Origin of the sequence: Stenotrophomonas sp. BIO128-Bstrain (assembly GCF_030128875.1) — a bacterium.
Lineage (GTDB): Bacteria > Pseudomonadota > Gammaproteobacteria > Xanthomonadales > Xanthomonadaceae > Stenotrophomonas > Stenotrophomonas bentonitica_A.
Window position 1 is genome coordinate 629,265 of record NZ_CP124620.1, and the last position, 22,627, is coordinate 651,891.

A 22,627-nucleotide genomic window follows, 5' to 3' on the forward strand; every position below is an offset into this window, starting at 1 on the left:
AGCGCTCGACACACCGGCCGCCCCCGCCAGTGAACAGTTGAAGCGTTGCGCGCGCCAGGCAACCACCCTGAATCCGCACCGTAAACCCCTGTATCACCCGGTGTAACACCCGTGATACACCCGCACCGCGTCTACCTGTCAGCAACGCGTGATCACCGCACCGACCCATTCATTCGCCCAAATGCCAACGCCCCTGTAACAGCAATGTTGCGTGCGACTAACCCGAACCGCACGGAAAGCTAGGATGCACGGGCGTCCAGAACTTGGCACGAATGCTGCTCCACCCCTCCGCATGTCATCGGAGGTCGCCATGGACAGCGTTGCCGCACACCGCACACGACACACCACCCTGTGGCTGCTCGCCGCTGCACTCGCCGTGCCGGCCGCCGCCAACGCCTCTGGCGCACGCCAGGGCGTCAAGGCCCAGCCCGGCGAAATCGTCCTCCTGCGTGACGTCTCCGCACGACCGGCCTATCGCCCCGCACCTCCGGGCATGGCCCTCATCGCAGACCCCTCGCCGCGCCGCGAAATCGGCCACGCTCTCGGCACCTCCACCGGCATGGATGAACTCAGCGATGACGATTACGCCTCGCTCGGCTCCAACACCGGTGCCGGCATTCCGCGCAACGCCACCACCATCGAGCGCGTCACCGGGCATACCGTCAACGGCACGCTCGGCAAGGTCACCGACAGCGGCATGCTGTCCAGCGGCCAGTTCAGCAACACCATCGGCGGACCCATGGGCGCGGTCGGCAACGCGACCCGCGGCATTGGCGACCAGGTGCGCGGTGCGCTGGCCCAGTTCCCGCTCGGCCAGCCTGCGGGCGGGCCCGGCAAATGAACACCGTCCTGCGCACCGCACTGCTCACGGGCCTGATGCTCGCGCCGTTGGCCGCGCATGCCCAGCAGGGCAACGACTACGCCGCGATGCTGTCCTATCTCAACCAGAGCCGCATCGACGGCCGCACCCTGGCCGGCGCCGATGGCGCCATGACCGTCAACATGGCCGCCGGTGATCTCAACCAGCAGGCCAACCTGATGGGCATCGCCAACGGCCGCAACGCCCACATCAATGTCGATGCGCGCCAGCAGCAGTCCAACAACCTCAGCATCAGCGACACCGCCATGGACGCCAGCGCCACGATCGGCGGCCAGGCACTGAACGGCGCCAGCGGCGTCGCATCGATCAACCAGGCCAGCGGCAATGGTAACGCGACGCTCAACGTCGTCACCGCCACGCTGGCGCAACAGGGCATACGCGAAACGAACGACGAGGCCTTGGCCGCGTCGGGCGCGCTCGCGTCAGCAGGGGGGCAGGGGGCCGTCAACAGCGGTCGGTCGGCCGGAACTCGCAGGGTGGCGGTCGAAGCCTCCGCACTGCAGGGATTCGACGGCGTCCTGCAACTCAATCAGATCGCGGGATCCGGCAACGCCACCGCAAACCAACTGAGCATTTCGGTGCAGTCCACCCCGTGAGTAGTCACATCCACCCGATTGTCTGTGATGAGAGAGAGGGCACCATGAACACCAACATGAAACGGACCGTACTGGCCATCGCCGTCGCCGCTGCATCCGCCTCCGCCGGCGCCAATGGCTGGGGCAATGACCGCGACAACCAGAACCAGAGCGCCAACATCAACCACCTGCACAACGTGGCTGAAACGCGCACCAACACCAACACCGATACCAACACCGAAACCAATACCACCACCAACACCGATACCGATTCGCGCACCTGGAACCGGACCTGGAACAACACCCGCAACAACAACAGCACCACCAACACCACCATCAACGACAACGTGACGAGCAACACCAACGTCACCAGCAACCGCAACGTGACCAGCAACCGCAACGTCACCGAGAACGTCAACAAGACCAGCAACATCCAGGCTGACGAGCGCCAGGAAAAGAACAACCACGGCGTCGACGTCAACATTGAAAAGGACCTGCGCCTGAGCTCGGATATCAGCTTCTCGGGCGATCCGGAAATCACCGGCTCGATCGACATCGATTCGGCCGCCATCGCCGTCATCGACAACCGCCAGTCGGTCACCAACAATCTGGCCGGCAACAGCCTGGTGACCAACAGCGCCTCGATCGCCGACGACGTCGGTGCCGATGCCTCCGGCAACCTGGGCTTCAACGTCGCCGCCGGTGACAACAACGCGCAGGACAACGCCGCCTCGCTGTCCGCCGCCGATGCCTCCTTCAGCTTCGGCATGGCCGATGCGGAAGTCTTCGTCAACCAGTTCGGCGGTGGCAACACCACGATCAACTCCGGCGTGACCAACGCTGCGGGCCTGGGTGGCAATGCCTTCAGCGGTGCGTCGGGCAACATCGGCGCCAACGTCGCTTCCGGCAACAACAACGAGCAGAAGAACGCGCTCGCCGCATCGGTCGCCACCAGCGCCTATGCGACCTCGAGCATCAGCTCCAACCAGGTGTCCTCCGGCAACACCGTCAGCAACGCCGGCTACCTGCAGTCGATGACCGACACCGTGGACGTGAACCTGAGCGGTCGCGTCGCCGGCGCCACGTTGGCAGTGGGTGCGGGTCGTTACAGCGGCACGGGTAGTGCCTACCAGAAAGACAACTACTACCTGGACAGCTGGAGCGGCGCGCTGGATCACCCGAGCGGCAGCGCGAACGGCCACATCGATCTGGATAGCGATATCCAGAATGCCACCGCCAACCCGAATCGTCCGGGCGTGGGCGGCATTGCCTTCGATACCGATGAGCGCGGCACCAGCCAGTTCGTCGAACTGGGCGTGGCCGATCTCTACGCGAGCCTGAGCGGCACCGTCTCCACCACCCGCTGGGTGAACGTGGATGCGACCAACACCGCGGCGTTGTCCGGCAGTGCGTTCTCCGGCGCCTCCGGCAACATCGGGGTGAACGTGGCCTCCGGTACCGGCAACCTGCAGGCCAACAGCCTGGCCCTGGCGGTTGCGCAGCCCTCCACCGGCGGCGGTGGCGGCGGCGGTCCGGAACAGTAAGAAGGTTGTCCGTTTTCGCAGGCAGTACGCGTTGAGCGCAACAAACCCGGTCATCCGCCAATGACCGGGCTCCCCGGGAGCCCCTGTCCCTTCTCCCCCTTGGGGCAGGGGCTCCTTCCTGAGCCGGAGTAGACCATGTCCACACGTATGCGCACCTGGATGCTGGCCTGGGCACTGTCGATGCTGATGATGCCCATCGGGCTGGTGCGGGCCGGCGACATCGGCTTCAGTGGTGTGCTGCCCAACGGGGCAGTGCTCACCCAGCGCGTGGAAAGCATGCAGGAACGGCGCTTCCGCAATGTCGTACGGCAACACACCGATTACAGCTGTGGCGCCGCTGCGCTGGCCACGATCCTGCGCTACGCCTACCACCTGGAGGCGGATGAGGGCACGGTGATCGAAGGGATGATGGGGGTCTCGGATCCACAACTGGTGCACCAGCGTGGGTTTTCGCTGCTGGACATCAAGCGTTATGTCGAATCGATGGGCATGCGTGGACGCGGCTACCGCGTCAATGAAGAGCGCCTGCGCTCACTGCGCGTGCCCGGGCTGGTGCTGATGGATGTGCGGGGCTTCCGCCATTTCGTGGTCCTCAAGCAGGTCCGTGGCGATGTGGTGGATGTGGCCGACCCGATCCTGGGCAACCGCAGCATTCCCGTCAGCGAATTTCTCCAGGCGTGGCCGTCGCGCGCCGTGTTTGTCGTGATCGGCAGTGACTTCGATCGCAACACGGTGCTGCTGCAGCCCGTGAACGGCCGAGTGCCCGTTCGCTGTACGCCAGGCAGGGACCGATCACCGACGCGGAACTCGTCGATTTCGGATTCACCCATGCCGATCTGTTTTAAGGAGGCAACATGAACATCGCAACCTGGACGCCCGGCATCGTGCTGCTTGCCCTGCTGGGCATCGCACCGGCACATGCCGACGACAGCCGGCCCGGCAAGGGATTGAGCGAAATCCCCGATCCGGAATTGAACCTCATGCGTGGCCGCTACACCGTTGGTGGCAACACCGTGGCGTGGTTCGGGGTCACCATGGTCTCGCAATGGCAGACCGCCGGTGGGCAGTCGGCACAGAGCGCGCTGAAGCTGGGCATGGACTTCAGCCACGGCGGCAACGCGCCGAAGATCAGCTTCGCGCCCAGCGTGAGTGTCACCGCCGCGGATGCGCCACTGCCCGTGACACCCGGGCGCAGCGTGGACGCCAGCGGCCTGCAGAACGTGGCCGGCCTGAGCCAGAGCATCCAGGTCGCCGGTGACGGCAACCTGGCCAGCAACGCCACCCAGCTGACCGTGCGCGATGGCACCGCGCCAACGCCCACCGGCGAAGGCGTGAACCTGGCCAGCGTGCACCAGGGCGGGGTCAGTGCGCTGGCTCAACTGGAAGGCAACACGGCCAAGGTGCAGTTGCAGATCGAGGGTGTCGGCGCGGTCCAGCAATGGATCCGCAACGGCAGCGTCGGGCAGAGCATCGCGCTGGGCAGTGATGGGCAATCGGTCACCAACCGGCTGCAGATCGACCTTGTCAGGCAGTCAATGGCCAACAACGTGCCGCTCAACCAGAACGTGGCGCAGGCGATGACGCTGGTACGCGGGGTAGGTATGGGGCCGGGCCAGTGATCCATCGGCACGGCAGGGGGAGCGTCAACACAACAGTGGGCCAAGGCAATGCACACGATGATCCGCGCAACACCGCTGGCGCTGGCGGCGCTGGCACTGATGGCGGCTGCGTCCGCCCAGGCACAGGCGCAACAGCCTGCGCCGGTTGACGAGGCCGACGTCAAGGCACTGATGGCGCAGCTGGAAAGCCTCAAGGCCAACTACGCGCAGGAAGTACGTCGCCTGCGCGAACTGGACATGCAGGTGCAGGCCATGCAGGCACGGCTGACCGGCAAGACCGCGCCGGTGGCCTCCAGCGCGCCTCCCCCGCAGCAGGCCCTGCCGGCGGGCACCCCGGCCGCACCGGCCAGTGCCGATGGCTATGCCAGCTCGGCGGCCGAAGCGCAGCAGGCCAAGCAGGAGTCGCGGCGCAGCGTGGATGATGTCAAACAGCAGCAGGCCGCACTCTTCAGCCGCCGCTTCACGATTGAAAACAGCCTTTCCTACGCCCGCTACGACCGCAAGCAGCTCAGCCTCAACGGCTTCCTGGCGCTGGATGCGATCTTCCTCGGCAACATCGCCATCGAGAACGTGGAGTCGGACACGCTGACCTACAACGTGGCCGCGCGCTGGGGCATCAGCCCGCGCCTGACCTTGAACCTGGACGTGCCGTACCTGGCGCGCAAGACGGTGTTCCAGAAGGGCGGTGCCGGTGGCTCGGCCGCGGCCATCGCGCAGGAAGAGACCACGGGAAACGGCATCGGCGACGTTGGCCTGAGCGCCAACTACCGGCTGTTCGCCGAACGCGGGCGGCTGCCCGAGACCGTGCTCACCGTGGGCGCGACCGCGCCGACCGGGCGGGCGCCGTACGGGCTGGACTGGAAGGTGCTCGAGCGCGATGACGATGACTTCATCCGCTTTGCCGTGCCCGAGCAGCAACCGACCGGCAACGGCGTGTGGCAGGCCAACGTCGGCCTGTCGGCCGTGAAGACCGCCGACCCGGCGATCCTGTTCGCCAACATCGGTTACATCCATTCCTTCCCGCGCAGCTTCGATGACATTGATGCCAACCCGGACACCACCAACCCGGGCGACGTGAAGCTTGGAGGCTCCTATTACTTCGGCGCCGGCGTGGCGTTCGCGTTCAATGAGCGCACCAGCCTGAGCATTTCCTTCAGTGACAAGCTGAGTGCGCGTGCCTCCACGCGCTACAAGAACGGGCAGTGGTTGAAGGTGATCGGCAGCGACGCCAATGCAGGCACGCTCAACCTGGGCATCACCTATGCGCTCAACCAGAAAACGACCCTGGTCAGCCTGCTGGGTATCGGCCTGACCCCGGATGCGCCGGACTTCACCCTGGCCTTCAAAGTGCCGTACAGCCTGTGAGCGCGACCGCTCACACGCTGCACCCTGCGGCTCAGCGCAGTTCGGGCAGCGCGAGCTGGTGCTTGCGGCACAACCGGTAGACCGTCACCCGCGAGACCTGCATGTGACGGGCGCAGGCGGTGACGTTGAAATCGTGCTGGCGCAGTGCATGCAGCAGCGTTTCGCGTTCGGCGACCTGCTTTGCGCCGTGCAGGCCGCGTTCGGTGCTGGCCAGAAGCGGCTGACTCAACTCCAGGTCCGCCGCCGTGATCAGCTCGGCATCGCTGACGATCGCCGCACGCTGGACCCGATTGAGCAGCTCGCGCACGTTGCCCGGCCAGCCGAAGCGTTCGAGCGCCTGCACCGCCTCGGCCGTGAAGCCGCGCGCGCGGGTGACATGGCGATGCCGGAAGCTGCTGAGGAAATGGTGGGCGAGCAGTGCGATATCACTGCCGCGCTCACGAAGCGGCGGCAACGGCAGGCGCAGCACATTGAGCCGATAGAACAGGTCGCGACGGAAATGGCCTTGTTCGACCGCCTTCTCCAGATCCACGTGCGTGGCCGCGAGCACGCGTACATCGACCTCCAGCGGCCGGTTGCTGCCGACGCGTTCGACCGTGCCTTCCTGCAGCACCCGCAGCAGGTTGGTCTGCGCATCCAGCGGCAGGTCGCCGATCTCGTCCAGGAACACGGTGCCGCCACTGGCCGATTCGAACAGGCCCAGGCGCCGCGTCGCCGCGCCGGTGAAGGCGCCGCGTTCATGGCCGAACAGTTCGGACTGGACCAGCGCAGCCGGAATGGCCCCGCAGTTCACTGCCAGGAACGGGCGCGCATGCCGTGCCGACAGCGCATGCAGCGCCTGGGCGGCGAGTTCCTTGCCGGTCCCGGTCTCGCCGGTGATGAGCACCGGCAGGTCCACCGGCGCGTACTTGCGGATGGCCGCACGGGTGACCTGCAGCACCGCGCTGTCGCCGATCAGGGACTGCGGGCCATGGGCGGCGGGCAGGGATTCGGCGCCGGCCAGCTGCTGCAGCCGCTGCACGACGCGCGGCAGGTCGATCGGGGCGACATAGGTATCCACGCACGCCGCCAGCAGCGCATCGAGCACCGGCGAGGAGCGCAGCGGCGCAGCAGGCAACAGCGCCAGCAGGCTCATGTGGCGGTGATCGACCAGCAATTGCTGCAGGTGGGCCAGGTTGGCCGGCACCACCGTGCGCAGGTCCAGCAGGCCGACCACCTGGTCGCTGCCGCGCATGCCGATCCCGGCGCATTGTTCGGGGGCCACGCTGCGGACCTGCCAGCCGGCCGCAGCCAGCGTCGCCCGTTCAAGCGCGAGGGGTTGCCCAAACCAGATCACACACCGGGCAGGAAAATCGGGGACAGCCGCCATGCGTCACCTTGTCGACAGGAATCGCGGGCGGTGTCTGCTGCCTGATCGGTTGCCACGGACGTGCCGCCCCACGTCCGGGTCCGTCCCCCGCCGCAGCACGTGTGCGCCGGGCGCGTCGCCGGTCGGGAAAAAGACCGTGACAGAGAAGGGAACGCGGGTTGGGGCGATCAGCGGCCACTGCCGCGGCCCAACGAAAAAGGCCGCTGCAGGGCAGCGGCCTTCGATCCGGTGGTCCCGCAGGGCGGGTCAGAGGTCGACGCGGCGGGCCTGCATGAACTTGCCACCCCAGTAGCCGCTGACCAGGCTGTCCACACGGACGTCCTTGCCAGTGCTCGGGGCGTGCAGGAAGCGGCCTTCACCCACATAGATGCCGACATGGTCCACACGGCCCTTGCGGCCGAAGAACACCAGGTCGCCAGCGGCCAGGGCGTTGCGATCGTTGATCAGCTGGGCGGCGCCGTCATGGGCCATTTCGCGCGAGACACGCGGCAGCTCGACGCCCAGTGCGGTACGGAACACATAGCCGACCAGGCCACTGCAGTCGAAACCGCTGTCCGGCGAGGTGCCGCCCCAACGGTACGGGGTGCCCAGCAGGGTCATCGCACGGCGCAGCAGCGACTGGACCTTGCCGTTTTCGGCGGCGTCGCCGGCCACGGTAATCGCGCCGGTGCTGGCATCGTAATTGGCGAGCAGGCGACTCAGATCGCCGGCGAACATCGCCGAACGGTCCATGAGGGGGATGGTGTCGTTGGCCGCCAGGTGCGGAAGCAGGGCGGCGAGGGTGGCGCTGGCAGCGGCATCGGCCTTGCTGCGGGCCGGCGCATCAGCCTTGGGCTTGGCCGGCGCGGAGGAATCGGGGGCAACAGTGACAGGGGTTGCAGAAGCTTCGGGGGCGATCGTCGGTGCGGACTGCGCCCAGGCCGGAAGGCTGGCCAGGCAGAGCGCTGCAGCGAGGAAAGCGGGTCGGGCACGTCGCCGGGTTGCGGCGGTCTGGCCTTTGCAAGTCAGGTCGTCTGTCGTCACGCGGCGGTCACTGAATAAAAACGATGGGTGATGATGCCGTGTAAGCGCAGTGATTAGGTACAAATTCCGTTAATTTTTCGTTTACAACTATGTGATTCGCGTCACAAATTTGTACCTTACCCCTGTTCAGCTTAGTTAAGGACGCGTTTCGCGCCGGTGTAGTGGTCCTTCCAATAGGGGCCGCCGAGCGAGTCCAGCCGGACCGTGCCCCCGGTGCTCGGGGCATGCACGAAGCGCCCTTCACCCACATAGATCCCGACATGGAAGACGTTGCCCCTGTCGCCGAAAAACACCAGGTCGCCCGGTGCCAGTCGTTTGGGGTCGATCTTCGGCCCCTGCACCGCGGCCAGATCGCGCGAGGTCCGCGGCAGGCGCAGGTCGAGCATTTCCCGGTACACATACGCGACCAGGCCGCTGCAGTCGAAACCGGATTCGGGGGTGTTGCCGCCATAGCGGTAGGGCGTGCCGACCAGTCCGATCGCGCGCATCAGCACCGAGTTGGCAGCCTGCGGATCGTTGGGGGTGACGTTGGGCCAGACCTGGGCCGAGGCGGGCGGCGGGGCCGGGCGGGTGGTCTTGCCGCCGCCGCAGGCGCTCAGCAGGGCGATGATCGCCAGCAGGGCCACGTGGCCGGGCAGGCGGGTCAGGCGCGAAACTGGCGTCATGTGCATGTTGTCCGGATAATGCGCGACCTTAGAAGGCCGTCATGATGGCGGCGTAACCGGCAGGCCACAACCCGCCTCACCCGTCTGCCCTCGGCAGTCTCCAGACCAGAGTTGCGCATGAAGATCGAAAAAGACCGCGTCGTCCGTTTCCATTACACCGTCGCCGAGCAGGGCCAGGAGCCGATCGAGAGCTCCAGGGACCGTGATCCGCTGGCGATCCTGATCGGCCACGGCAACATCATCCCCGGCCTGGAAAACGCCATGATGGACAAGGAAGCCGGCGCCACCTTCGAGGTGGACGTCAAGGCGACCGACGCCTACGGCGAGCGCCGCGAAGGCCTGACCCAGCGCGTGCCCAAGAAGCACTTCGGTACCAGCAAGCTGGTCCCGGGCCAGCAGGTCGTGCTGCAGACCAACTTCGGCCCGCGCGCGGTGACCGTGGAGAAGGTCGGCATGAGCGTGGTCGACGTCGACCTGAACCACCCGATGGCCGGCAAGGACCTGCACTTCAACGTCGAGATCGTCGACGTGCGCGAAGCCAGCAAGGAAGAAATCGAGCACGGCCACGTGCACGGCGACGGCGGCCACCAGCACTGAGTGCTGCGCCCCCTCGTTGATCCAACGGCCCGCTTCGGCGGGCCGTTTTCGTTTCCGCGGCAGGCCGCCGTGCGCACGGCATAATGACGGACCTGGTCAGCGGATTGCCTGTGAACGCAGCTTCTTCTCCTTTGCAGCCGGTGGGCGCGCATGAGCGCATCGCCGTCATCGATATCCTGCGCGGGTTCGCGTTGCTGGGCATCCTGCTGATGAACATGGAGGCGTTCAGCGGTCCGCTGGACCTGTCCTTCACCGGCATCGATCCGCACTGGCAGGGCGCGGACTACTGGGCCGACGCGGCGATCTACGTGCTGGTCCAGGGCAAGTTCTTCACCCTGTTCTCGCTGCTGTTCGGCGCCGGCTTTTCCGTCATGGCGCAGCGCGCCGAAACGGCTGGCCGCGCGTTCGCACCGTTCTATCTGCGCCGCAGCGCCGCCCTGCTGCTGATCGGCCTGTGCCATGCGCTGCTGGTGTGGTCCGGCGACATCCTGGTGATCTACGCGTTGATCTCGCTGCTGTTGCTCGCCTGCCGCGAAGCGCCGCGCAGTTGGCTGCCGGCGATGGGCGCGATCAGCTACCTGGGCGCGGCCGGGCTGGTGCTGGTGCTGGGTGCACTGATGAGTTGGATGGCCAGCATGGAGCACGCGCAGGACCCGCTGCGCGAGGCCATCGCCCAGGCCCAGCGCACGATCGAACTGCAACGGCAGGCGTACGCGCACGGCACGTGGGGCGAGGCCGTCGGCCAACGCCTGCGCGACCTCGGCGCGATGCTCTCGGGCATCTTCGTGATCGGTCCGGAAGTGCTGGGCATGTTCCTGATCGGCAGTTGGTTCGCCCGTAGCGGCGCGCTGGCCGAGCCGGAACGGTTCGCGCGGCTGTATGCGCGGCTGCGCTGGATCGCCCTGCCGGTCGGCCTGGTGTTGATGCTGGGCAGTGCAATCTGGCATCCGTACCAGGCACCAGGCACGCTGGATCTTGCCGGTGGCGTGGCCTACGCCGTGAGTGCATTGGCCGGGCTGCTGATGTGCCTGGGGTACCTGGCCTGGATCGTGCACTGGCGCGCGCGGCTGCAGTTGCTGGCGCCGATGGGGCGGATGGCGTTGACCCACTACATCGGGCAGTCGCTGGTCTGCACCTGGGTGTTCTATGGATACGGACTGGGCGCGTTCGAGGCGATGCCCCGGCTGTGGCAGATCCCCTTTGCGCTGGCGCTGTTCGCGCTGCAGGTCGGCATCAGCCATGTGTGGCTGCGCTGCTTCCGCTTCGGGCCGCTGGAGTGGATCTGGCGCGCGATGACCTATCTGCAGTGGCCGCCGCTGCGCCGGACCTGACCCCGTCGCGCCCAGCCCCTCACGTCTGGATCGCGGCCGGTCATGGCATGCTGGGAATGCGCATGAGCGTCGGCACCGGCGGTTGATGGCAGAGCTGATCAACTGCCCGCGCGCCGGCGATCGATCCTGCCCCTTACCGAGTTGAGCGATGCCAATGACGACGCAATACGACTATGACCTGATCGTGCTGGGCGGTGGTTCCGGCGGCCTGGCCGCGGCTTTCCGCGCTGCGCAGCATGGGCAGCGGGTGGCGATGCTGGAGCCGGGCGAACTCGGTGGCACCTGTGTCAACGTCGGCTGTGTCCCCAAGAAGGCGATGTGGCTGGCCGCCGATCTGTCTGCACGCATCGGCCTTGCCGCGGCGATGGGATTCGATGTCCCGGTACGCCCCTCGCTGGATTGGAAAGAACTGGTGGTACACCGCCAGGCCTATATCGCCAACATCCATGCCAGCTATCTCAAGCGCCTGGACGAGAACAAGGTGGTGCGCGTGCCGCGCCGTGGTCGGCTGGTCGACGCGCACACCGTGGAATGCAGCGATGGTGTACGCATCAGCGCCGGGCACATCCTGATCGCCACCGGTGCGCATCCGCAGCGCCCGGACATTCCCGGCGCCGAGCTTGGCCTGGTCTCCGATGATTTCTTCAACCTGTGCAGCGCGCCCGAACGCGTCGCGATCGTCGGTGGCGGCTACATCGCGGTCGAGCTGGCCGGGCTGCTGCAGGCCCTTGGCAGCCGCGTGACCCTGCTGGTCCGTGGCGAGCGCCTGCTGGAGCGCTTCGATGCGGAACTCACCGGGCAACTTGCCGAGAATCTGCGCCATCAAGGCGTGCAGGTCCACTTCGGCTACCGCCTGCGCGAGCTGCGCCGTGACGGCGATGCCGTTGTGGCGTTCGGGCACGATGGACCCGCGGATGGCCAATTCGATGCCGTGTTCTTTGCCACCGGCCGGCGCGGCAACAGTGCCGATCTCGGGCTGGAGGCGATCGGCGTGGTGGTGGGCGACAAGGGCGAGGTCGAGGTCGATGCGTGGCAGACCACCGCGGTACCCAGCGTGCACGCGGTGGGTGACATCGCCGGCAAGGTCGGCCTGACCCCGGTGGCGATCGCCGCGGCGCGCAAGCTGATGGACCGCCTGTTCGGTGGCCAGCCCCAGGCGAAGATGGACTATGAGAACGTGGCCAGCGTGGTGTTCTCGCATCCGGCGCTCGGCGCCGTGGGGCTGAGTGAAGAGGAGGCGTGTGCGAAGTACGGCGACGTGCGCGTGTACCGCAGCAACTTCCGCCCGATGCTGCAGGCGCTGGCCGACGGCACCCAGCGCAGCGTGTTCAAGCTGGTCTGCGTGGGCGAGGAGGAGCGCGTGGTCGGTGTGCACCTGCTGGGCGAATCCGCCGATGAAATCCTGCAGGGATTTGCGCTGGCGGTGAAGATGGGCGTGACCAAGGCCCAGTTCGACGACACCGTGGCCATCCATCCGACCTCTGCAGAAGAAGTCGTACTGATGCGCTGAAAGCGCGCCAGCGGCGTGTCGCCGCCGAAGCCGCGCCCGGGATCCGGGTAGTGCCACGCCATGCGTGGCAACCGCGCACGAAGCGGCACAGCCTTCCGCAGGCGCCGGGTCTGTCGGTCGGCCGAGCCCTTTCCGCCGTTGAAACAGGCTCGGAGCGCCGTTCCTGCAGGGTCTACCGGGACAGAACACCCGCCGCCAGCATGCGACAATGGCCGCCCCACCTGCTGCCCAGCCGCCTCCGTGCGGCTGTTCGCCGTCCTGATGTCGTCACCCGCTTCCTCGCTCCCCACGTCCTCCAGTCGCACCGCCGCCGGCGGCATCGCCTTGGCCGCGATCGGGGCCATTGCCGCCTCGGGCAAGGCGGTCATCGTCAAACTTGCGTACCGGCACGGGGTGGATGCCACCACGCTGCTGGCACTGCGGATGCTGATGGCCTTTCCGTTGTTCGCGGTGCTGGCGGTATGGTCGGCACGGCGCGCGCCGGCGTTGTCCTGGGGCGACCGCGGGCGGGTGGTGTGGCTGGGCTTCACCGGCTACTACCTGTCCAGCCTGCTGGACTTCCAAGGCCTGCAGTACATCAGCGTCACCCTGGAACGGCTGATCCTGTATCTGAACCCGACCCTGGTGCTGCTGATCAGCCTGGTCCTGCTGAAAAAGCGCCCCGGCCGCTGGCAGGTGGCCGCGCTGGTGCTCAGCTACCTCGGCGTACTGCTGGCGTTCGGCCATGACCTGCAGCTGGAAGGCGGGCGCATCGTGCTGGGCAGTGCGCTGGTGTTCGCCAGCGCGCTGAGCTATGCGCTGTATCTGTTCGGCAGCGGCCAGGTGGTGGCCCGGATCGGCGCGATCCGCCTGACCGCCTACGCCAGCTGCGTAGCCTGCGTGCTGTGCGTGCTGCACTTCGCGGTGCTGCACCCGATGTCCGCCCTGGGCCAGGCACCCCCGCCGGTGTACTGGCTGTCGCTGATCAATGCGACGGTCTGCACGGTGCTGCCCGTGATGGCGATCATGCTGGCGGTGAAGCGGATCGGCTCGTCGCTGGCCGCGCAGGTCGGTATGCTCGGTCCGGTCTCCACCATCGTGATGAGTCTATGGCTGCTCGACGAACCCATGGGAACGTGGCAGATCCTCGGCACGGCCCTGGTCCTGCTCGGCGTGCTGCTGGTCAGCCGGGTCCGCGCGTGAACGCCGCTGCCATGGGCGATGACGCGGCCGCACAGGCACGGGCGCGGATCCTGGCGGTGATCCATGCGATTCCGCGCGGGCAGGTGATGGGCTACGGCCAGGTCGCCGCCAAGGCCGGGCTGCCGGGCAGGGCGCGGCTGACCGCACGCGTGCTCGGCATGAATGACGATCCAGCTCTGCCGTGGCACCGGGTGCTGCGCTCGGACGGCCGCATCGCGATGCGGGAAGGCTCGGCCGGCTGGAAGGAGCAGAGCCAGCGGTTGCGTGCCGAGGGCGTGGTGGTGGAGCGCGGCCGGGTCAAGGGAATGCCGGTGGCCGGTGCCAACGATCTGGATGCCGCCCTGTGGGGGCCGGGCTGACGCTGCCTGCGGGTTGAACGCGGGCGCTGGCGCGCAGATCGCAGCGGGGTGCTGCGGCTATGATGGAGGCAGTTCCAAAGGATGCCCCCATGTTTCCCCGCCTGCCTACCGTCACCAAAGCGTTGCTGATCGCCAACGCCGTGCTGTTCCTGCTGCAGCAGCCGTTCCTGCTCGGCAATGCCACGTTCGAGCCCTTCATGCTGCAGCCCCTGGGCGGCGGCTTCGATCCGTTCTCGCCCGGCGGCAACTTCCAGCCCTGGCAGCTGCTGACCTATGGCTTTCTGCATGGCAGCTTCGGCCATCTGTTCTTCAACATGCTCGCGCTCTTCATGTTCGGCGCGCCGTTGGAACAGACCTGGGGCGAGAAGCGTTTCCTGACCTATTACCTGGTGTGTGTCGCTGGCGCCGGCCTGTGCCAGTTGGTGGTCGGCATGATGCTGGCCGATCCGGCCACGGTGCTGGGTGCCTCCGGTGGTGTGTTCGGCCTGCTGCTGGCCTACGGCATGCTGTTCCCCAACCAGCGGGTGATGCTGCTGTTCCCGCCCATCCCGATGAAGGCGCGCACGTTCGTGATCGTGTTCGGTGCAATGGAGCTGATGCTGGGCGCCACCGGCTGGCAGCCGGGCGTGGCCCATTTCGCCCACCTGGGCGGCATGCTGTTCGGCTGGCTGCTGATCCGCTATTGGCGCGGCCAACCGCCGTTCAACAACCGGCGACCGCCGGGCCCGCCGAAGCGGCCCAACCATCTGCGAAGCATCAAGTAACGCAAATAACAGGGACGGAGGTAGTTAATAACCACCTCCGTCCCTGTTAAATGAAAAGGGCGCCCAGTGGGCGCCCTTTTCGTTTCTGCTGTGCAGCGGGGCTCAGCGCCAGACCTTGATCTGATCGTTGTCCACGCGCTGCATCGGCTGGCCCGGCTTGCAGGTGAACGTGGCACCGAAGGCCGGCAGGTTGGACAGCGGGCCGTTGGTGCGCCAGCGGCCCGGGGCCAGGATATCCGAGCTCAGGCGCTGGGCGGCGACGTTCGGCGAGAGCTGCTGCGGCCACAGGCTCGCCCAGGCACGGAAGAAGCCCTGCTGTGCGGCCGGCTTGGCGGCCGGCTCAACGGCCTTGTAGGCCTCCCACGCCAGTTCGAGGCCGGCCAGGTCGGCCAAGTTCTCTTCACGGGTGAGTTCACCGTTGACCTTGGCGCCCTTCACGCCCGGGTAGTCATAGCCGCTGTACTGCGCGGCCACGCGGTTGCCGAACAGGGTCCAGGCGGTCTTGTCGGCCGGGGTCCACCAGCTGCGCAGTTCGCCCTTGGCATCCACCAGCGCGCCCTTGGCGTCGATCGCGCGGGTCAGCTCGTGCGCGACCAGCGCGCCGTAGCTGCCGAACAGGTCGGCGGTATCGCCCTTGGCATTGAACACCGGGCCCTGCAGCACGGCGGCGGTGACGATCAGGCGGTTCTGCGCGATGTCGTAGGCCAGGGCCGGCTGCTGCGGCAGCACGTCCCAGCGACGGTCGGCGTTGCCCTTGCCGATGCGCTTCATCTCTTCGCGGTGGCGCCAGGTCGAGGCGATCAGCATGTTGCCGCCAAAGCTGCCACGGCCCATCGGCTGCACGGTGTAGTCCAGATCGCGCAGCGGGGTGCCGATCTCGATCTTCAGCGCGGCCAGCTTGGCCTGCGCTTCGGTCTTGGCCTCATCGCTCATCCAGGTGCTGCGCTTGACCGCATCGATCTGCACTTCGCGGATTTTGTCCACCACCAGCGCCGCCTTGCGACGGTCGTCGGCCGAGAGATGCTTGGCGGCGTACTCGCGGCCGACCATCGGGCCGGCGGCGACGTTGATCGCATCCAGCACCTGCTCCCAGCGTGCCGGCGGCAGGGTCTGGCCACGCATCACGCGGCCGCGGAACTCGAACTCGGCGTCGCGGTAGGCCTTGGACAGGTACGGGGCCATCGCATCACCCACGCGCCAGCGCAGGTAGACCTTCCACTGCTCCGGCTTGAGCCGGGTGACCATGCCGTCGAGCTGCTTGAACAGCGCCGGATCGGACAGCGAGACCAGGTCGTCATTGACGCCCTGTGCCTTCAGGAAGGCGTCCAGCTGCAGGTTGCGGTAACGGCTGTTGAGCTCTTTGGTGGAGATCGGCGCGTAGTTGTTGAACGGGTTGTTGATGCCAGCCAGCGACTGCGCATTGCGCGCCAGTTCGGTTTCCAGTGCGATCACCGACTGCGATTCGGCATCGAGCTTGTCCGCCGGGGTGCCGGTCAGCGCCAGCACCTGCTTGACGTAGGTGCGGTAGCGCGCCATCAGCGCGACGGTGTCGGCATCGGTACGGGTGTAGAACGCCGGGTCCGGCAAGCCCATGCCGCCCTGCATGAAGTAGCCGATGTGGCGGTCCAGTGCCTTCAGGTCCACGTCCGGGGCGAAGTTGAAGGCCACCGGGATGCCCACCTGGTGCAGCGCGGCGATCGAGGCCGGCACGTCCTTGGCCTTCTTGATCGCGTTGATGCGGGTCAGCAGCGGGGCGATCGGGTTGGAGCCATCGGCTTCCACGGCGGCTTCGTCCAGGCCGCTGGCCCAGAAGTCGCCGAGCAGCTTCTGCACGTTGCCCTGCGGCGCGGTCATCGCGCCATCCAGCAGTTCACGCTGCTGCTGGCGTGCGCGGTCGGCCAGCTGGCCCAGTGCGGTGGTGGCACCGGTCTGCGGCACCGGATTGGCTTTCAGCCAGGTCGCATTGGTGGCCTCGTAGAAGTCGCTGCACTGGGCGCTGACGGCCGGCGCACGCGCGGCGGCCTTCTTCTTCGGCGCGGCGTGCGCATCGGGAGCAGCGACCAGGGTGACCAGGCTGATGCCCAGGGCAATGGCAAGCGGACGGAAGTTGGGCATGTAAAGCAAATCCATCGAGGATTGAAGATCGCGCGAGTGTATCAAGCCGCGATGCATGGCGGCATGCAAGGAAGGGCAGGCAGGCGGCACCGTGGGCCAAGCGGGGGCTGAGGCACAAAAAAGCCCCGCCGGAGCGGGGCAGGAGAGAGCACGGCCAAGCCAACCAGGGCCCGGCCAGGTGGCCGGGGCCCTGCAGGGTGGATCAGAAGTCGTATCGAGCGCTCAGGCGGACCTGGCGCGGGGAGTTGTAGTTCAGTGGCTGGTTGTAACGCGGATCCGGGGTCACCCGGTCGGTCGCGTAATTGCTGTAGTACGACCCGGCAACCTGGCGATTGAGCACGTTCAGAACGTCCGCCTGCAGGCTCAACTTGTTGTCCGCCCAGTTCGGCGTGTAGGCCAGGGACAGGTTGAGGTTGAAGCCCCACGGCGTGGTGCCGTTGTCGCCGCGTGGCGAGAACCGGTAGTCAGCCGAGGGCGGAATGTAGCCGGCACTCCCCGGGGCGGTGCCGCTGCCGGCCAGGCCACAGAAGTGGTAGTACGCGCCGTTGTACAGGCCCTGGTCCGCAGTCGGGTAATAGCTGGTGCACGAACGCGGGCGGCCGGAATCGATCAGCAGGGAGCCACCGACGCGCCACTCGGGCGTGATCCGGTAGGAACCGTAGGCCTTGATCTGGTGCGCACGGTGGTTCGGCAGCGGGCCATTGGCGCCGACCATCAGCTGCGGCAGATCCCAGTCCTGGGTCACCGAGACGTCGGTCTGACCGCCCGCGCCGGTATCGAGATCCGATGCCAGCTGGCCTTCGGTATTGCCGTAGTTGCGGGCGAAGGTGTAATTCACCTTGCCGTAGAACCTTTCACCGATCGAGCCTTCCAGGAACAGGTCAACCGCGTAGTACCGGCGCTTGAGCTTGGGCAGATCGAGTTCGGCGGCGGAGTAGGTGTGCTTGGCCAGCGTTCCGTCGGCCTGCTCTTCCCAGAACGTGTTGCCTACCCCCGGGTTGAAGATGAAGCAGCCGCCTCCCAGTGCCGGGGTGCAGGTGTCATCGATCGCACTTTTCAGGTCACGGTAGGTCACCTTGGCACCCCATACGGCGTTCTCGCCCCAGGCCTGTTCCATGCCGACGATGAATTCGTCCTGGTAATGCGATTTCAGGTCGACCGCGGCAACCGTGCGCGGATCGGGTGCATCGCCGCATTCCAGGTTGGAGGAGATGGCGTTCGGGTTGCCGGGGCAGGTATAGCCCAGGCTCGGATCGACGGGAACGTTGACCAGTCCGGTCGGCGTACCATCGGCAGCAACGCCGGTATAGGTGAAGTACTCCATCGTATACAGCGAGCCGGAGGCCGCGCGGACCGCAACGTTGTTGGGCAGGGCCAGGTGATAACGGCCCGCATTGGCGAACAGCTTCAACGAAGCATCGCCATGGACATCCCAGACGCCACCCAGGCGCGGTGCCCACTGGTTGTCCTGCTTGACGTACACCTCATCGGCGCTGGTGAAGTTCTTGAAGGTCTCGTTGCGCAGGCCCAGCGTCAGCAGGACGTTGTCGCTGACCTGCCAACGGTCCTCCAGGAACTGCGCGGACTGTTCGGTTCTTACCTTGGCGATCTGGGTGTAGTACTGCTGGCGAACGTAGTACCCCTGGCTGCCCAGGCCACCGGCCGAGGCCGGCGAACCGACGCCGTGGGAAGCATCGATGGCGGCATTGGGGTTGTTGGAACGGCTGTACACCCAGATGAACCCGCCGCCGTACTCGCTGCCGGTGTACGACTCTGCTTCCATGACATCCAGGCCGGCGCGCAGGTCATGGTTGCCCAGGCGATAGCCCACGTCCAGGCGCCAGCCCTTGGTTTCGTCGTAAGCACCGGGGACGTTGACCGTGGCGGCCGTCCAGCAGCCGGCATAGTTTGCGGCCGGAATGCCGGGTGCGCGTGCGGTCGCCACGGCGGACGTGCGCGGGCAGGCCGGATCGTAGCCCCACGGATTCTGGCTGTGATCGATCTTCTGGGTGCCGTACAGCGCCGACACCGTGAGGTCATCGGTCAGATAGCCGGTGTACTTGCCGATGTACAGTTTGGACTTGTCCTCATTGCTCGTGCCCGCGTTCTGCTCGTTGCCGTGGGTGAAATCGGCGTAGTTGAAGGTGTAGCCGGCGCTGTCGTACTTGGTGACGTCGGAGATGCCGGTGAACTCAAGCAGGTGATTGTCAGTGATGTTCCAATCGATCTTCGCTGCCCAACGCGGATACTCGTAGGAGTATTCCTGCCATGCGTTTGTGGTCGTTGCAGCGGCCTGGCTCGTCGATGCCACGCCGGCACCCTCACGCTTGGTCACCTCGACATTGGCGTAGATGAACAGTTTGTCCTTGACGATCGGGCCGCCGACGTAAGCGCCGGTGGTCTGGGTCCAGCTCTGGTTCTTGTTCCGCAGCTGGTACAGCTGGCCATCCGTGCGCTTGGTCGGATCCGGATTGTCCGCACCGTAGAAACCGGTATCGGCGAAGTTGCTGTTGCGCGGGCTTGCACGCAGGGTTTCCGGGCTCCAGTAGGCGTAACCGCCGCCACTCCATTCATTCGTGCCGCGCTTGGTGACGATGTTGACGACACCACCAGTGGCACGACCGAATTCGGCGCCGTAGCCACCGGTCAGGACCTGCTGCTGCGAGATCGCATCGAAGGGAAGCGTGGTGAAGCCGATCGACGACAGCGGGTTGGTCACCGCGAAGCCATTGATGTAGAACGCGTTTTCGGACGATGCGGCACCGCCGAAACTGGGGACCGTGACGCCACCGGAGGTGTAGCTCGCGTTGGAAATCACGCTGGGCGCCAGCAGCGCCACGCTGGCGATATCACGGCCGACCGCGATCTCCTTCAGCTGTTCCGAGGTGAATACCGTGCGGGTGTCAGTCTGGCTGACGTCGATCTTGGGCACGGCCGTCGCCCTGACCTCGATGCGGTCCAGCTGCTGGACGCCGGTGCCGGAGAAGGAAACCTCGGTGCCACTGGCGATCACGACCTGCACCCGTTCGCGGACTGCGATCACCTGGCCATCTTTCTCGACGGTCACCTTGTAATTGCCGTTCGGCAGATCGCTGGCACGGTAGCGACCATTGCGGTCGACGGTCACGGTACGGCTGGTACCGGTGTCCAGGTTCTGCACGCTGATGGTGCTGCCGGGTTCGCCGGTACCGTAGATATTGCCGGTAACGGACTGCGCGTGCGCTGCCCCGGCCAGGCACAGCCCCAGCGCGATGGTCAGGGTGGCCCGACGAAGCGGCATGGCTTGCTTGATCATCAACTTCCCCCATTCAATTGAAAGAATTAACGGGTGCTTAATGAAGCCCCGTTAGCTGAATATCAAATAAACCACCTGGTTGCAACAATTCTGTCATTCAATTTTTACATCAGAGACAAAAACACCCGTTCGTTACGCATGCGGCCGTAGATCGGGAAAACGACAAAGGCCCGGGTTTCCCCGGGCCTTTGCATGGGCAACGCTCAATAAAGGGCGCTTGTTACCAGATCACGACCTGCTGGTCGCCAGCGCGCACCATCGGCGAGCCGGCCTTGCACTGGAACGCCGCGGCGAAGGTGGGCAGGTTCGACGGGGCACCCATCGCGCGGAACTGCGCCGGGGCATGCGGGTCGGTCGCCAGACGGACCTTCATGTTCTCCGGGGTGTACTTGGTGCGCCACACGGTGGCCCAGTTGAAGAAGAAGCGCTGGTCACGGGTGAAGCCGTCGACCTTCGGATCTTCCTTGCCGGCCGAGGCCTTCTGCAGGGCGTCGTAGGCGGTGGCCAGGCCACCCAGGTCGGCGATGTTCTCGCCCAGGGTCAGCTTGCCGTTGACCGGCTGGCCGTCCACCTTGTAACCGTCGAACTGCTTGATCAGCTTGCCGGTCAGGCCGCTGAAGTTCTTGGTGTCCGCCTCGGTCCACCAGTTCTCGAAGTTGCCGGTCGGCCCGAAGCGGCTGCCCTGGTCGTCGTAACCATGGGTCATTTCGTGGCCGATCACCGCACCGATGCCGCCGTAGTTCAGCGCGTCATCGGCCTTGGGGTCGAAGAACGGCGGCTGCAGGATGGCGGCCGGGAAGACGATCTCGTTCTGCAGCGGGTTGTAGTAGGCATTGACCGTCTGCGGGGTCATGCCCCACTCGGTCTTGTCCACCGGCTGGCCGATCTTGGACAGCGCGAACTTGTAGTTGAACGCATTGGCGGCGCGGACGTTGCCCAGGTAGCTGTCGCGGCCGGTGGTCAGGCCGCTCCAGTCACGCCACTTGTCCGGGTAGCCGATCTTCGGGGTGAAGGTTTCCCACTTGGCGATGGCCTTGGCCTTGGTCTCATCGCTCATCCAGGTCAGGCCCTGGATGCGCTCCTTGAGGGCGGCGGCCAGGTTCTTGACCAGTTCTTCCATCTTGGCCTTGGCTTCGGGCGAGAAGGCGACCTTCACGTACAGCTGGCCGAACGCATCACCGGCATCGTTTTCGATGGTGCCCAGCACGCGCTTCCAGCGCGGCTTCTGCTCCTTCTGACCGTTCAGGGTCTTGCCGTAGAAGTTGTAGTTCTCATTGACGAAGGCATCGGCCAGGTACGGCGAGGCGCTGTCCACGGTGTGGAAGCGCAGGTAGGCACGCCACACCGACGGATCGGTATCGCCCAGTGCCTTGCTCACTTCCTGGTGGAAGCTGGGCATGGCCAGCGAGAACTTCTCCGGCGCGGCGATGCCCTGGGCCTTGAAGAATTCGGTCCAGCTGAAGTTCGGGGTCAGCTTGTCCGCGTCGGCCACGGTGACCGGGTTGTAGAACAGCGAGACATCGCGCGAGAGCTCGACGCTGGACTTGGACGCCTTGGCCAGGCGCGTTTCGAACTTGACCACATCGGCGGCCTGCTTCTCAGCGTCGGCCGTGGCCACGCCGGCCAGTTCCAGCACCTTGGCCACGTGGGCCTGGTAAGCCTTGAGCTTGTCGGCGTTCTTGGCGTCGGTGTAATAGGTGGTGTCCGGCAGGCCCAGGCCGCCCTGGCTGGCGTAGGCCAGGTTCATGCTGGAATTCTTGAAGTCCGCTTCCGGACCGAAGCCGAACAGCACGTTCTCGCCCTTGGCGGCGCTGGTGCGCAGGTAGTTGGCGATCGCATCCTTGTCCTGCAGGCCGTCAATGGCGGCCAGGTCGGCCTTGATCGGCTCGATCCCCTGGGCGTTGATCTTGGCCTCGTCCATGCCAGTGGCCCAGAAGTCGCCGACGATCTTCTCGATGCCGGCCGGGTTCTTGACCGCCGCGACCTGCTCGGCGAGCTGGTGCTGCACGGCGACCGAACGCTCGTCCAGGATGGTAAAGGCGCCCCAGCTGGTGCGGTCGGCCGGGATCTCATTGGCGGCCAGCCACTTGCTGTTGACGTAGTCACCGAACGCGCCACAGGCGTCCATGCTGGTGTCCAGATCGGACGGGTGGAAGGCGTTGTAGGCCGGCAGCTTGCTCTCGTCGAGCTTGTACTCGGTGGCGGCCGGGGCCGCCGGCGCGGCAGTGGAGGCTGCGCTGTCCGTGGCCGGGGTTTCGTTCTTGCCGCAGCCGACCAGCGCGGCCGAAACGGCCAGGGTCAGCAGTACCAGTTTGGGTGTACGTGCGATCACGTGATTGGCCTCCAGGCCGGAAAAGTCGTGCAGGAATGGCCCCGAAGAGCCTGTGGGCCAGACGATACGCCGCCGGCCCGGCCTGCAAGGGTGTCGAAGGTC

General features: G+C 66.1%; 17 protein-coding genes and 1 pseudogene. 12 read left to right on the top strand and 6 right to left on the bottom strand.

Annotation, left to right across the window (positions count from 1 at the left end):
• Positions 1-310: 310 nt before the first annotated feature.
• The 6 genes and pseudogenes from POS15_RS02680 (at position 311) to POS15_RS02705 (ending at position 5,983) form a co-directional block, all read left to right on the top strand.
• A complete protein-coding gene (locus tag POS15_RS02680) occupies positions 311-841 on the top strand; it encodes a hypothetical protein (RefSeq protein ID WP_019182623.1) in 531 nt (176 codons plus the stop codon).
• Positions 838-1,476, top strand: coding sequence for a hypothetical protein (locus tag POS15_RS02685; RefSeq protein ID WP_046273258.1), 639 nt, complete (start codon positions 838-840; stop codon positions 1,474-1,476). Before POS15_RS02680 ends, POS15_RS02685 begins: the two co-directional genes overlap by 4 nt.
• Before the next feature lie 56 nt (positions 1,477-1,532).
• On the top strand, positions 1,533-2,999 hold the full coding sequence (locus POS15_RS02690; RefSeq protein WP_284128920.1) for an adhesin: 1,467 nt from the start codon (positions 1,533-1,535) through the stop codon (positions 2,997-2,999).
• A 159-nt stretch (positions 3,000-3,158) separates the two neighbouring features.
• Positions 3,159-3,844, top strand: a pseudogene (locus tag POS15_RS02695) (C39 family peptidase).
• A gap of 9 nt (positions 3,845-3,853) precedes the next feature.
• A complete protein-coding gene (locus tag POS15_RS02700) occupies positions 3,854-4,618 on the top strand; it encodes a hypothetical protein (RefSeq protein WP_019182627.1) in 765 nt (254 codons plus the stop codon).
• Between the two features lie 48 nt (positions 4,619-4,666).
• The gene (locus tag POS15_RS02705; RefSeq protein ID WP_284128921.1) at positions 4,667-5,983 is read left to right on the top strand and encodes a hypothetical protein; all 1,317 of its coding nucleotides are present in this window, start codon (positions 4,667-4,669) and stop codon (positions 5,981-5,983) included.
• A 31-nt stretch (positions 5,984-6,014) separates the two neighbouring features.
• Here the strand turns inward: POS15_RS02705 and POS15_RS02710 are convergent, their stop codons facing one another.
• The 3 genes from POS15_RS02710 to POS15_RS02720 form a co-directional block, all read right to left on the bottom strand.
• Positions 6,015-7,352 carry a sigma-54 dependent transcriptional regulator gene (locus tag POS15_RS02710; RefSeq protein WP_019182629.1) on the bottom strand — a complete coding sequence of 446 codons (1,338 nt, stop codon included), beginning with the start codon at positions 7,350-7,352 and terminating at the stop codon, positions 6,015-6,017.
• 246 nt (positions 7,353-7,598) lie between these two features.
• On the bottom strand, positions 7,599-8,360 hold the full coding sequence (locus tag POS15_RS02715) for a C40 family peptidase (RefSeq protein WP_235318920.1): 762 nt from the start codon (positions 8,358-8,360) through the stop codon (positions 7,599-7,601).
• 146 nt (positions 8,361-8,506) lie between these two features.
• Positions 8,507-9,046, bottom strand: coding sequence for a C40 family peptidase (locus POS15_RS02720; RefSeq protein ID WP_019182631.1), 540 nt, complete (start codon positions 9,044-9,046; stop codon positions 8,507-8,509).
• 111 nt (positions 9,047-9,157) lie between these two features.
• Between POS15_RS02720 and POS15_RS02725 the strand changes: the two genes are divergently transcribed.
• From POS15_RS02725 to POS15_RS02750, 6 genes are all read left to right on the top strand, one after another.
• On the top strand, positions 9,158-9,637 hold the full coding sequence (locus POS15_RS02725) for a peptidylprolyl isomerase (RefSeq protein WP_019182632.1): 480 nt from the start codon (positions 9,158-9,160) through the stop codon (positions 9,635-9,637).
• An 83-nt stretch (positions 9,638-9,720) separates the two neighbouring features.
• The gene (locus POS15_RS02730; protein WP_070425613.1) at positions 9,721-10,968 is read left to right on the top strand and encodes a DUF418 domain-containing protein; all 1,248 of its coding nucleotides are present in this window, start codon (positions 9,721-9,723) and stop codon (positions 10,966-10,968) included.
• A 154-nt stretch (positions 10,969-11,122) separates the two neighbouring features.
• On the top strand, positions 11,123-12,478 hold the full coding sequence (gene gorA, locus POS15_RS02735) for a glutathione-disulfide reductase (protein ID WP_019182634.1): 1,356 nt from the start codon (positions 11,123-11,125) through the stop codon (positions 12,476-12,478).
• Between the two features lie 261 nt (positions 12,479-12,739).
• On the top strand, positions 12,740-13,660 hold the full coding sequence (locus tag POS15_RS02740) for a DMT family transporter (protein WP_284128922.1): 921 nt from the start codon (positions 12,740-12,742) through the stop codon (positions 13,658-13,660).
• Between the two features lie 11 nt (positions 13,661-13,671).
• The gene (locus POS15_RS02745) at positions 13,672-14,019 is read left to right on the top strand and encodes an MGMT family protein (protein ID WP_284129616.1); all 348 of its coding nucleotides are present in this window, start codon (positions 13,672-13,674) and stop codon (positions 14,017-14,019) included.
• Between the two features lie 89 nt (positions 14,020-14,108).
• On the top strand, positions 14,109-14,783 hold the full coding sequence (locus POS15_RS02750; RefSeq protein ID WP_019182637.1) for a rhomboid family intramembrane serine protease: 675 nt from the start codon (positions 14,109-14,111) through the stop codon (positions 14,781-14,783).
• A 102-nt stretch (positions 14,784-14,885) separates the two neighbouring features.
• Here POS15_RS02750 and POS15_RS02755 read toward each other — a convergent pair whose 3' ends face one another.
• From POS15_RS02755 to POS15_RS02765, 3 genes are all read right to left on the bottom strand, one after another.
• The gene (locus POS15_RS02755; protein ID WP_046273319.1) at positions 14,886-16,898 is read right to left on the bottom strand and encodes a M13 family metallopeptidase; all 2,013 of its coding nucleotides are present in this window, start codon (positions 16,896-16,898) and stop codon (positions 14,886-14,888) included.
• Positions 16,899-17,100: 202 nt separating this feature from the next.
• Positions 17,101-20,193: a TonB-dependent receptor gene (locus POS15_RS02760; protein WP_019182639.1), complete on the bottom strand. Its 3,093-nt coding sequence runs from the start codon at positions 20,191-20,193 to the stop codon at positions 17,101-17,103.
• 220 nt (positions 20,194-20,413) lie between these two features.
• Entirely contained in the window at positions 20,414-22,522 is a 2,109-nt protein-coding gene (locus tag POS15_RS02765) for a M13-type metalloendopeptidase (RefSeq protein ID WP_174704342.1), read from the bottom strand.
• Between the last annotated feature and the right edge of the window lie 105 nt (positions 22,523-22,627).